The sequence below is a fragment of the Mycoplasma zalophidermidis genome (genome assembly GCF_018913985.1).
GTDB classification, from domain to species: domain Bacteria; phylum Bacillota_I; class Bacilli_A; order Mycoplasmatales; family Metamycoplasmataceae; genus Mycoplasmopsis; species Mycoplasmopsis zalophidermidis.
On sequence record NZ_JAHMHK010000001.1, the window covers coordinates 20,101 to 33,130 of the forward strand.

General features: G+C 28.7%; 9 protein-coding genes. 5 read left to right on the forward strand and 4 right to left on the reverse strand.

The window, feature by feature from the left end; all coding sequences use genetic code 4:
* Positions 1 to 144: 144 nt before the first annotated feature.
* Together KQ878_RS00050 and KQ878_RS04270 are read right to left on the reverse strand one after the other, a co-directional pair.
* Complete coding sequence (locus KQ878_RS00050; protein WP_216567700.1) at positions 145 to 3,252, reverse strand: coiled-coil domain-containing protein; 3,108 nt, start codon at positions 3,250 to 3,252, stop codon at positions 145 to 147.
* A gap of 282 nt (positions 3,253 to 3,534) precedes the next feature.
* Positions 3,535 to 5,094 carry a phospho-sugar mutase gene (locus KQ878_RS04270; RefSeq protein WP_258451639.1) on the reverse strand — a complete coding sequence of 520 codons (1,560 nt, stop codon included), beginning with the start codon at positions 5,092 to 5,094 and terminating at the stop codon, positions 3,535 to 3,537.
* Between the two features lie 156 nt (positions 5,095 to 5,250).
* Between KQ878_RS04270 and KQ878_RS00060 the strand changes: the two genes are divergently transcribed.
* Entirely contained in the window at positions 5,251 to 6,129 is an 879-nt protein-coding gene (locus KQ878_RS00060) for an ECF transporter S component (protein WP_216567701.1), read from the forward strand.
* Between the two features lie 55 nt (positions 6,130 to 6,184).
* Positions 6,185 to 6,601, forward strand: coding sequence for a transcription antitermination factor NusB (locus tag KQ878_RS00065; protein ID WP_216505721.1), 417 nt, complete (start codon positions 6,185 to 6,187; stop codon positions 6,599 to 6,601).
* A gap of 103 nt (positions 6,602 to 6,704) precedes the next feature.
* Here the strand turns inward: KQ878_RS00065 and KQ878_RS00070 are convergent, their stop codons facing one another.
* Positions 6,705 to 7,304 carry an FMN-dependent NADH-azoreductase gene (locus KQ878_RS00070; protein ID WP_216567702.1) on the reverse strand — a complete coding sequence of 200 codons (600 nt, stop codon included), beginning with the start codon at positions 7,302 to 7,304 and terminating at the stop codon, positions 6,705 to 6,707.
* A 177-nt stretch (positions 7,305 to 7,481) separates the two neighbouring features.
* Between KQ878_RS00070 and KQ878_RS00075 the strand changes: the two genes are divergently transcribed.
* Together KQ878_RS00075 and KQ878_RS00080 are read left to right on the forward strand one after the other, a co-directional pair.
* Complete coding sequence (locus tag KQ878_RS00075) at positions 7,482 to 8,189, forward strand: nuclease-related domain-containing protein (protein WP_216505719.1); 708 nt, start codon at positions 7,482 to 7,484, stop codon at positions 8,187 to 8,189.
* A complete protein-coding gene (locus KQ878_RS00080; protein WP_216505718.1) occupies positions 8,176 to 8,976 on the forward strand; it encodes a YgjP-like metallopeptidase domain-containing protein in 801 nt (266 codons plus the stop codon). The genes KQ878_RS00075 and KQ878_RS00080 overlap by 14 nt, the downstream gene beginning before the upstream one ends.
* 61 nt (positions 8,977 to 9,037) lie before the next feature.
* Here KQ878_RS00080 and mgtA read toward each other — a convergent pair whose 3' ends face one another.
* The gene (gene mgtA, locus KQ878_RS00085) at positions 9,038 to 11,749 is read right to left on the reverse strand and encodes a magnesium-translocating P-type ATPase (protein WP_216567703.1); all 2,712 of its coding nucleotides are present in this window, start codon (positions 11,747 to 11,749) and stop codon (positions 9,038 to 9,040) included.
* 114 nt (positions 11,750 to 11,863) lie between these two features.
* Here mgtA and KQ878_RS00090 point away from each other — a divergent pair, with 114 nt between their 5' ends.
* Complete coding sequence (locus KQ878_RS00090; protein ID WP_216505716.1) at positions 11,864 to 12,949, forward strand: M42 family metallopeptidase; 1,086 nt, start codon at positions 11,864 to 11,866, stop codon at positions 12,947 to 12,949.
* Positions 12,950 to 13,030 lie beyond the last annotated feature (81 nt).

A 13,030-nucleotide genomic window follows, 5' to 3' on the forward strand; every position in this document is an offset into this window, starting at 1 on the left:
AATTATATATTAATATTTAATTAGCGTATAAAAATAGATAATTATTTATTTTTTACTAATTACACTGAAAAACGTGTATATTCGTAAATTTTAAGCAAAAAATAATTCGCACTGTTATAGAGCGAATTAATATTATTTTTTTGTTTATTTTAGATACTCTTCGTATAGATCATTCATAACCGAACTTAACGCAAATGATTTAGCATATAGTAATAATAGAGAAGCAGCATCAAAACGATCGTAGTTATCATCCAACCCTCAATATTGGTCTGCACCAAATCTAATGAACTTGTTTCCAAAATGAATGTCTCTTGATTTTAGTTCATTTAACCATGTATAGTATGCTTCTCTTTTTTGCAATAAATCTGATTTTAGCTCATCTTTTTTATCTGAATTTTTACCATTAAATCAATCTATTAATGCTTTAGCATAGTTTGTTTCTAACTCAGTGAACTTAGCATGAATTTCTGGAATAAGTTTCGGATCAGCAACATCTCAAGTCTCGTCATTGCTTTCCACCTTCATAATTTGTTTGTATTCTGAGTATTTTGTAATTGATTTTAATTCATTTTCCAGTCAAAGAGCGAAAGGGTCATTTTTAAATTGTTCTTTTTGTAATTTATTTTTTTCAAAATCTGATCTCATAGTTTTAGATCAATAACGCAATAGAATATAAACCTCATGTCCCGAAAATACCTTGCCATATGTTGGAATATTTTCCATCTTCTTTTTAGCTCTTCTTATTTCATTATCGTAAGAATCTAAAGTTTCTTTCAACACATCTACAATTGGCGGATTATTGTCTGATACAGATCCAAATTTTTGTTTATTTTCTTTACTTAATTTGACAATTGAATCAATAATGGCTTTTCAACTTTCGTCATTTATAGTTGCTGCCTTAGTTTTAAATTCTTCCACTTTTGTTTTAAAACTACTAATTTGCTCATTTAATAACTGTTTTAATTCTGATGAATTTTCTAAATATTCTCAATCTCTTCCATATTCAGTAATGGTTTTAAATGTTTCAATAATAGCACCAATTTGAACTAACTTGTCATTTACGAATTTTATAGCATTATCTTTAGATGCAAATTCATTAGAAATAAATTGGTCGTAAATTCCAACAATTTGATTTAGTATTTTGATTGCTGGTTCGTAATATTCATCACCAGGCGTTAAATAAGAATTCTTAGCCAAAATATTGAATTTTCCATAGAAAGAATCAATGGTTGTGCCTTCTTTACCACCATAAATATTTGCAATCACTAATTTTCCATGATTAATAATGACTTCAATTTCATTTTTTAAATTTTGTTCATCTAATGTAGATGACAATGAATGTAATTTTTGAACTTCCTTATTAAAATCTGTAATCAATTTAACAATTTTTTTAGCACCATCATCTCCATACATGTGAGCTCATACTCCAACAGGAGAGTTAGTATTCTGATTTACAGTTAAATCAAAATTCTTTGTAAATGTGTCAGAAACATTTTTACTTGCAGATGATAATTCTTGAATGAATTGAATTGCAGAATTTTTATTTGTAAATTGATGTTGAAGTTTAAGTGTTTCAATAAGAGTTTTTTGTTCTTGTAAATTGCTATTATCACGTTCTTTATTTTTTTTCGCTGATTCAATTAGAGCTTGATATTTTGAGGAGTTATCCCATTTTAATAGATTTTTAAGGTTGTCAGTTTCTATGTTTTCTTCCAAATCTGTATGTAAATTAACTAAATTTTTAACAATTGTAAATTCTTTTACAAGCACTAAATATTCTTGATATCTAGCAAAGGATTGAGTAAAAGTTTCGTGATTCATATCGAAAATTGCTTTTATTTTTGTTTGGAATTCTCTAATCAATGAACTGAAAAGCAATTTTTTGGCATTTGAATCTTTATTGCTTTTAGTGGTCAATTCACCAATGAATTTAGCAGCCAAAGAAGCATTGTTATTTAAGTTGAAATTGCTATCGACTTTGTCATTCATTTCTCTTTTTGCTGATGAATTATCTATCAATAAACCTTTAAATAATGTTTCTTTAGAAGAATCGATGAATTTTTGGAATTTTTCTTTAGTAGAATATTCCGTGAAGTATTCTAGATTGCCTTCTTGCGTTGCGGATACTAATGTGTTTGTGATATCTCTGATTTCGTCAAACAGCTTTTTATAACGTACAGAATAAATAAAATCTATACCTCTGTTAACTAGAAATGACTTATACTGAGCAACCAAATCAGTTAATTGTTTTTTAGCACTATCAATAAAGTCTTTGTCAACAATTTTTTTATAAACTGGGAATAACGACATTTTAAAATCTGATAACTTGTACTGTGGCATTAATGATCTTTGGTGAGTTGAATTACCATTAATAATTTTTTCGATAACGCCATCTTTTTCATTTTCTAATTTATATCAATTTGAAATTTGATGAGACAATAGTGCAGATTTTTTGGCATCTTCGTATTGTTTTTTGTAATTGTTTAAATTTTCAATTAATTTTGCTTTAATCTCACCACCATTGTTACCTTGTGTATTATAAGCGTCATCGACTTTTGAACTAACTTGTTCAATAATTCTTGAAATATCATTTATTCTTCAATCAAAAAGAGCATCAATTAATGGGCTTTTAGGTTTGGCAATAGTCACAGGATTTTGCGGATTATCAACATATTTTGCAACCAATTCAGCTCTTTTTAAATTAAATAAAATCTTATTTTGTCAAAATCATACATTTTTAGAATTTTCCTCTATATTTTCTAAATCAGAAATTTCTTCAGTAACTTGTGTAGAAATTTTATCAAATAGTTCTTTATTTTCCTTAAACGCATCTGGGCTTTGTTCAGCCATTGCATTAGGGAAATCATCCTTAAGAAAGGTGACAACTAATTTAAATAACTCCTTAGCAGATAAATTATTAGTTTCAATTTCAGTACCATTTAATAAATCAATTTCTTTTTGCAAATTATTAATTTCTTCTATTTTATTATTTACTTCCTCTTGAGCAAGCTCAACATCAACAGATTGTTGTGCAATTTTTTGTTTTAAATCAGCCAATTCCGATTCAAGTTTTTCTTTTTGTTGATTGCTATCTTTTTGTTGATTCTGCAAGCTCTGTAATTCCTTCTTTAAATTAATTACAATAGTTGCATCATTAACATTTTCGCCACTTGAGTTACATGCCGCGCCTAAAAAGGCACTAGACACAGTAGCTAATGCAGTTAATGATAATAACAGATTTCTTTTTTTCATATTTTCTCCATTTGTTATGTATATAAAAAGTAGATTTTCATTGAAAACCTACTCTTATTATTTTTATTCTTGTTGGTAGGTTTATGATAACCACCATAATATTAATTAACTATGTGGTCGCGCATTAAAAATTCATCATTTTGTTTTTGATGTTTTGAATTTTATTTGAAATGCGAGTACATAACTTATTTAACATAACGTCGTTATTATACAATATATTTTTTTCTTACCTTTTAAAAAAATATTGCATTTTTTGTAAAACGCAATATTATCAATATTTGTTTATAAAACATTCTTTTTAATTAAATTAATATAATAATCAAGTTTTTTTTGTGAATCAATTGCATCATTTCCATAGGCGAAAACATAAAATTTTATTTTCGGCTCAGTTCCTGAAGGTCTCATTGCTAGTCAATCTGGCTTGTCATCGAAAAATAACTTAATCATATTAGACTTCATGAAATCAGTCTCTAAATTATAATCATGAATTTTTTTGTTGGTTGAAAATAAGTTTTTAAATTTGTCTTGTAGTACTGATAAATCAGTATTTTTGCCAATTTCAATATCTATTGTTTTACTTGAGACAAATCCATGTTTTAAATGAATCTTATCTAATACATCAATTAAGGTTAGACCTTTTTGTTTATAAAATTGTGCCATTTTAGCAACAGTAACCAATGATTGTATTGCATCCTTATCTCTGGCAATATCATGATTAATTAATGAACCATAACTTTCTTCAAAACCATAAAACATATCTTCATCTTTTTCGACTATCATTTTGCCTATTCATTTAAACCCAGTTGGAACAACATAAGTTTGTAAACCAAATTCTTTAGCAATTAGTTCCGGTAAATTGGATGAAACATACGAATACACTAAATATTTATTTTTTAGACTATCTGTTGAATTTTCTAATAAATATTGAATGGTTATTGATGCAGTCTCGTTACCGTTTAAATGAACATAATTACCATTGTGTAAGACCCTAACACCAACTCTATCAGCATCAGGGTCAGTAACCACCAAAATATCACAATTGTGTTTTTGTCCTAGTTTTTCGACCAACTTATAAACATCATCTCTTTCTGGATTTGGATATTCACAAGAAGTAAAATTACGATCCTGTTTGAATTGGGTAGGTTCAAAGAATACATCAACTCCTTTAGTTAAACCTAATTTATTAAATACTTTTTCCGCAACTACTGAACCTGTGCCGTGAAGCGGAGAATATGCAAGTTTAATATTAGAGTTGTTTTTATCAAATTTAACATTGCCTCCAACCGAACATGCTTTTTCAACATATTCATTTCATTCACTGGTTTTTACATTTCTAATATTTTTGCTTGTTGGTCAGTTATATTTACAACTAAATTCGTCAGGATAAGATGAAAACGGTTGAAAGTATTGTTTAATTTCAGCTATTTCTTCAGGAAGACATTGCGATCCAAAATTATTATAAAGTTTTACTCCATTATATTCCTTGGGATTGTGGCTTGCTGTAATATTAACTCCAGCGTCCGCCTTATTTCTAATTATCAAGTACGAAACAAATGGTGTTGGAGTTATTTTTCTTGAAAGAATAATTTTAATTTTGCCATAGCTATCTAAAATTTCTGCTATAACCTTTGCATATTTATTAGAGTATCTTCTATTATCTCGACCGATAACAACTAGTATTTCTTTTTTGTTTGAATATTTAGCAATTAAATATTTTGCTAAACCATGAGCAATTCTTTGAATATGGGCGTGACTTAGATGGTCAATCCCATGACCAACCTTGCCTCTAATACCAGCCGTACCAAAATCTATTGGTTTAATATTACTTTGTTTATTTTTCATGTACTAATTATAAAATAATAATCTATTTTGTTTCATGAATCTCTCTAATTATTAGTTTTACCTTATTCAATATAATATCAATAATATTAGTAAATTTTACTCATTATTAGCATTAAATTGGTTTTGTGGTTATAATACTATCTTGAGGGGGGCTAAATGGAAAATAATATTATTGCTAATAAATCAAAAATATATACCAGTTCAGAATTTATTAAAAACATTTTTAAAGTTAATATTATGGAGCTGGTTACTGCATCAATATTATTAAGCATTCACTGTTTAATGATTTTAACTGCTAAATTCACAATTTTAAGAGTTATTCCAGTTCAACTTGAATTTATTTTATATATATTCTATGGCTTATTATTAGGTCCTTTTAAAGGTGGGGTTCTAGCTATTATTGGCGATACTTTATTAATGCTTCTTACAGGCAGTATTGGTACGTGATTCTGACTTTATGCAATTGTTCCGCCTTTGATTTCAATTGTTTCTTGATTATATTTAATAATGTTCCAAAAAACCAAATACACACGTTTTATAGTGTCGTTTGCATTGACTATTACCGCATTCATTTTAACTGTTTATATTTATTTATCGCATTGCAACGAAGATGGTACTTTTCCGTTAACTAAAAAAATCGCCGCTTCTAAAACATTAATCATGATTATGATAATTGTGCTCGGTATTGCTTCTATCTTAATCTCGATAGTTTTCACAACATTGTATTTTGTTACAAAAAACGATAAATGAAATTATTACATGATGGTAACCTCATTAATAATATTTGTTTCAGTAATATTTAGATGGGTTTTAGGTCCCGTGTCTTACATAGAATGATTTAATTACATTCATCACGCAAACGAAAATTCTAAATTAAAACATTACGGAACTGACTTTATTATCTTGTTTGTCAAAATTGTTATTAAAGATTTATTTGTAATACCAATTTATATCTCAGTATTGACCCCAATTTTTGTAGTAGCATCAATATTAAAAGAAAAATATCTAATTAACTATAAGAAAAATCGTTATTAATACTCAATTTGAGTATTTTTATATATTAAATTTTAAATTAGTATAAAATAAAATCATGAAATCACGAAGAATAAATAGAATAGAAATAATTAATGCATTATATTCATGCGAGTTATTGGGTGTTTATGATCTAAAAAATGTTTTTGAACACTATGATGAATTTACCACCGAGCAATTTAAACAAGTTGAAAAAATATCACTAAATAGAGAATATTTAAAGAAAATCATCGAAAAGTTTTTGATTGAAAAATCATGAGATGAAGAAAGCCCACTAATTAGAGCTATATTATTGAATGCGGCTTATGAGTTCTTTATTTTGGGTGCAAAAATCGTGATTAATGAAGCCGTAGAAATCACAAAAGACTTTTTTGGTGAAGAGTTAGAATTATACAAACATGTTAACAAAGTCTTAGACAGCATTTATAAATTTTTCGTTGTTAACGAAGCATTAATGAGAAAATACTTAAAATAAGAAAAAACACCAATTGGTGTTTTCATCTTTTAATAGCAACAATTGTTTTTTTAAAAAAAGCGTAATGAATTCAATTTAACTCGTTTTAGTCAAATTATTGACATTAAAATTTATCAATTATAGATAGTAATTTAGGATTTATTTCTTCTATGATTTCTTCATGAGTCATTTCACTTCTTGGTGCAACTTTGTTTCCATCGACTAATAATGTGTCAACAGATTTAGCTCCTAAGAATTCAAAAATACCTTTTAAGTTATCTAAGAAAGCAGCAAAAGGATATCAGCCAACTGGAGCACCTTGGGTTCCAATTAAAATAACTTTTAATTTGTCTAATAAACCAACCGATCCACCTTTTTTGCTATATTTGTAAGAAAATGTTTTGTTAGCTACGGCTATAGCGTCTATAAAATTCTTAATTCCTGCCGAATATGAAAAATTCACCATTGGTGTTGATAGAACCAAAACGTCTGTATCGTGCAAAATGTTAATTCATTGATCTGAATCAACATTTTTAAAAAAATCATTAAATTCTTCTGCGTTTAAAACAAATCTAACAAATTCAGAATTAGTAGTATCGAGTCTTGTCAAAAATGAATTTTGATGCTTTTCCATTAACTTTTTAATCATTTCATTATTGATTTTTTGTGATAACGAATCTTTATTCACGGTTCCGGTCACTGATAAAATTTTTAATGATTTCATAATATTTCCCCCTAAACTTTATTAAATTATAACACCAATAATACCACTATATTAACTCATTAACAAATATATATTTGAGTATTATCAGTAAAAGAAAATTACTAAATGATAAATTATTAAAATTAATCTTTTTCATAATATATTGAAGATAAAATTCAAATTAAATATAATAATTATATGCAAACAAATACAAATATAAGTAAAATTTCAAGTGAAATGAAAATCGGAATAATTAGCGGAATAATTAGTATGTCATTTTTAATTATTTTAATTTTAGCACTCTACATTAGAAATGTTATAAAAACAAGTAGAAAAGATACAGCCGGTTTTGCTTTTGAAGACCAAATTACACGACGTTTAGCTTCTTATTGTAAAAATTCAAATTATAAATTCATTAAAGGCGAAAAATTTAAATATGCTGGTGAAAATTTCTTTGAAATTGATGGATTTTTAATGACAAATAAGTTTTTAATTATTGTCGAAATAAAATACATCATCGGTGAACTTACAGGCCAAGCCAGCGATAAATTAATAAGTGTTATAAATAACGGTAATACTACTCGATTTACCAATCCATTAATTCAAAATTTCAAACATATTGAACATTTTTATAAAATGTGCGGTTTTAAATTTCCTGTTCTTTCACTGCTAATTTTACCAAACGGTTCTGAATGCAACATTACTCATCAAGGTGCGTGATCGGTTGTAGCTAATGAAGATAATTTCGAGAATGTTTTACATGAATTAGATGAAGAATTGAAAGAAATGCCTAATATTTCAAAAAATAAAGTTGACGACATATTTACAGCGATTAAAGAACATAAAGTTGTTTCACTTAAAGATATTAAAAAATGAAATAAAGGAAAAAATAGTGCTTGAAAATAAATTGATTGATATCAAATTACACCCTGAAAAATATAAGTTTTTTTCTACTTATAGCTTAGATTCACGAAATATGACTAATTATGTTACGACATCTTATATTTACGCAAATAACATTATCTTGGTTAAACCGAAAATATTAAGCAAATTTAGCAATGATACAAAAAAACTAACTGAGGGCCAAGCCATTCTTGATGGTACATTGATTGATAAAATACTTTCCAAGGCACAACTTATTAAACAAAAATGCAACATAATCAGTGCTGATCTAAACAATAATTCAATTTATATTTTTGGTAATGAATATAATGTTTTATTTCACTTCAATAATTCAATTACTGAGCAACTATTTCTTGATAAATCCAAAAATATTGCACATTTTTGACTAAAAAATAATGCTCGAGTAAATAGAGAGATTAGATACAAAAAAATGATTGCAATACTAAGTGCAAATTTAAGATTAATAATTACAAAAATACAAACTTCATATGAAAAACTTTTAGCTATTGATCATATACCTTTTAAAATTCAACCTCTTACAAGTATTTGAGGACGATATAAAAAATCCTTACGCGAACCTGCAGAAATTAAATACAATTTAACTTTGATTGGACTGGGAATAGATTTTATTAACGCAGTTGTGGTACATGAACTTACACATCATTTTCATAAAAATCATGACCGAGAATTCAGAAATGCTATGTATAAACTTGATACTAATTCAATTAATTATGATAAAAAATTGAAAGAATATACTTCTGTTAAAGTAGATTTAGTGAAACTAAATTAATTTTACGCAACGCATGAAAAACGCCCATATTATAAAAATAGGATAACCAAGTATCCTATTTTTATAATAATTCTTTATATTTTTTAATGTAAATACGTTTTACAATTAAAGTCAATAATACATACAATAATATTGAACCTACTAGTAATGCATAGAATCAAGGGTTTAACGCTTGTACTTTAAGTGCCGTATTTAATCATGGGATATAAGGACAAACAGTGATTAGTATTGAACCAATTATTGAAAAACACAATAAAGGCAGGGCTGGACGAGATTGAATAAACGCAACTTTTTCAGTTCTTATAAAATGTATTACCAATGATTGGGTTCACATTGAAATTATGAATCAGCCTGTTTGGAATAACATCATAAACTGTTCGTCATCCACGCTTAATGAAGGATATAAATAAGGTATAAAAACAAATCTTAATAATACGAATGCCAAAATATCAACCATAGATGAAACAGGACCAAATCAAAGCATAAATCGAGCAATAGATTTTGGGTTTCATTTTCTTGGTTTTCTCAATAAATCTTTATCAACGTTATCTCAAGGAATAGCTCCGCATGAGATGTCATATACTAAGTTTAAAAATAGAATTTGTACAGCCATCATAGGAACGAAAGGCAACACTAAAGCAGCAAATAAAATACTTATTATGTTTCCAAAATTACTTGCAACAGTCATTTTAATGTATTTGTTCATGTTTGCGTATGTTTTACGACCTTCTATAATTCCAGTTGCTAAAACATTTAAATCTTTTTCAAGCAAGATAATATTAGCACTTTCTTTGGCAATATCAACTGCAGTATCTACGGAGATTGAAACATCTGCTTTTTTCATTGCTGGGGCATCATTAATACCATCTCCCATATAACCCACAACATGTCCTTTATCTCTTAAGGCTGTAATTATTAAAGCTTTTTGATCGGGCGAAAGTTTAGCGAAAATATTATAATGTTCAACGATATCTTTAAGTTCATCATTAGTAAGTCCTTCAATATCTTTACCAAGTATAACTTTTTCACTCGGAATACCAACTTGCTGACATATTGCTCTAGTTACACGAGCATTATCACCTGTTAAGATTTTAACTTCAACACCATGATCGTGTAGGTTTTTGACAGCACTTGCTGTCGACTCTTTTGGCGGATCTAAAAATGCTAAGTAACCAATTAGAATCATTTCTGCTTCATCTTTTACGGCAAAACTTCCCACAGAACTAATATCAACATCTTTGCGAGCTACAGCAATAACCCTCATACCTTTATCGTTTAAATCATCAACATTGGATAATACTTTTTTAATAATCCGGTCGTTAAGAACCTCGATTTTGCCCTTTATTTCAATATGAGAACAAATCGAAATCATTTCTTCAACAGCGCCTTTTGTGATAACTTGCGCCTTTTGATTGCTATCCTTGACGATTACTGACATTCTTTTTCTTTCGAAGTCAAATGGTATTTCGTCTATTTTTGTGTATTCACTTTCCAATGAACGTAATTGTTCATCTATCGCACTAAGTTCATCAGTCTTACCTATAATTGACAAGTCAAGTAGGTTTTTTAAACCAGTTTGATAATATGAGTTTAAGAAGCCATAACGTAATACACGATTATTATCCTTCCCTAAAACATCAAGATGACGTTCAAGAACAATCTGGTCTAGCGTTAGAGTACCAGTCTTATCTGTACAAAACACATCCATTGCTCCAAAGTTTTGAATTGAATTTAAACTTTTTATAATTGTTTTCTTTTTCGACATTGTGACAGCACCCTTTGCCAATGTCGAAGTAACTATCATTGGCAACATCTCGGGAGTTAAACCAACAACAACTGAAATAGCGAATAATAGTGCATCAAGTCACTTACTGCTATCGCCTTTAATCTGTCCTTTGACGCCAATAATAAGAAGAACAACTGGTACAACAATTAGCATTATTTTAATTAATAATCACGAAATAGATTTAATACCTTTTTCAAAATCAGTTTTAACTGGTTTTTCGTTAATTTTTTGAACAACTTGACCAATATATGTTTGGTTACCGGTCGCAACAACTATCGCACGGGCAGAACCAGATATGACATTAGAACCCATAAAAGCTAAATTATGATAATCAACTAGATTTTCATAATCATATCCTTCTACCAAATTAGCTAGTTTTTCAATGGAATGCGACTCGCCAGTAAGCGATGATTGAGAAACAAACAAGTCTTTTGCCGACAATATTCTAACGTCCGCCGGAATAATGTCACCAGCTGCTAAAATAACTATATCTCCCGCAACAATTTCTTCTAAAGGAATCTCGTAAAAAACTCCATTTCTTTCAACTCTTGCTGTAGTTGAAATCATCTTAACCAGTTTTTCAGATGATGCGCTAGATCTTACTTCCTCAACTAAGTGTAAAATTCCACTTAAAATTACCATTGAAAGAATAATAACCATAGTGGCCGGTTCAGCTGAATCTCCTTGATGGAGTGGAATTATAATATCAGTTACCATTGATATTAAGGCTAATACAATTAAAATTATTGAAAATGGGTTTAAAAACGATTGCACAATTTTGTGTCATAACGTATTCGAAGATTTTTTATCCAATTTATTTGAACCAAATTTCTCAAGATTTACTTCAATTGCTTTATCATCTTTCAAACCTTTTGGCGAAGAATTAAATTCTTTGTATAAAGCACTAGTACTGGAGGTAGCGGCATTTTGCATTCGTAATTTGATTTCTTGTACATTAAGTACTGGTTTCTTCGTTTTCTTGGCCATAAACACCTCCTTGGCTAATAATTTAATTTTATATTATTATTTGTGTTTTATATTATGTTTAAACAAAAAAGAATTATCATTATAAATAATAAATATTCAAAAGGGGAAATAAATATGAGTAAATATACCAAATTAGCGACTCGTCTTAAAGAATACATGGAAATAGAAGCCATGAGTAGATATGAAGAACCTGTTGCACAAGCTTTAAAAAATAACACGCAATCTAACAATCTTGAATACACAAGAGATGGTTTTGGTTCTTTGATTATTTCTAATAAACAAACAGATCCAAATGCACCAGTAATTATGATTGCTGCTCACATGGATGAAGTTGGATACTTTGTTAGAAGTATAGAAGAAAACGGTAATATGTTAGTTTCACCAGTTGGTGGAATTTGACCCGCTACTGTAATAGGAACAAAATGTAAATTAGTTACAAACAAAGATAACAAAATAATTTATGGAGTTTTCGGACATACTTCAATTCACATTTTGGAAAGTGAAAAAATTTCAAAGGTTCCAACTAACAAAGAACTTTATATCGACTGTGGTTTTAATTCAAAACAAGAAGCGTTAGATTTTGGAATTGAAGCAGGTGATAGAGTTTACATGTCAGGCGAAGCTATAGATATGCCTAATAATTTAATTGCCGGTAAAGCAATGGACAATAGAGCCGGTGTTACAGTTATTGACTTTTTAGCAAATAACATTAAAGACTTAAAACTACCTAATAAAACCTACATTGTAGGCACAGTTCAAGAAGAAGTAGGTTTAAGAGGTGCTAAAACTGCAACCTCAATTATTGACGCTGATGTTGCGATTGCAATCGATACATGTGCAAGCCATGATACAACAGGTTGCATCAAAGGTGGAACTAAATTAGGTGACGGTGTTGCTTTACTTGTTAAAGATGGCGGTTTACTAACAAATCCTAAATTAACAGAAATGCTAATGTCGTTAGCCCGTAAACATAATATTCCAGCTTATAAATACATATCTGAAGGGGGCGGTAATGACGCTACATCACTTCAATATGGTAAAGGTGGGGTTCCAGCTATTACATTTTCATTACCACAACGTTATTTACACTCTCCAATCGGTGTGTGTTCATTAGTTGACATTCAGGCAGCAATTGATTTAGCCACTGAGTTTGTTAAAACGTTTAACGCAGAAAAAGCAAAAGAATTAAAACATCAATAATTATCAATTTACCAAAACACTTGAAATTAATGTGTTTTGGTTTTTTATATCAAAATAAGTCAAAATTCCGGAAATATAAGT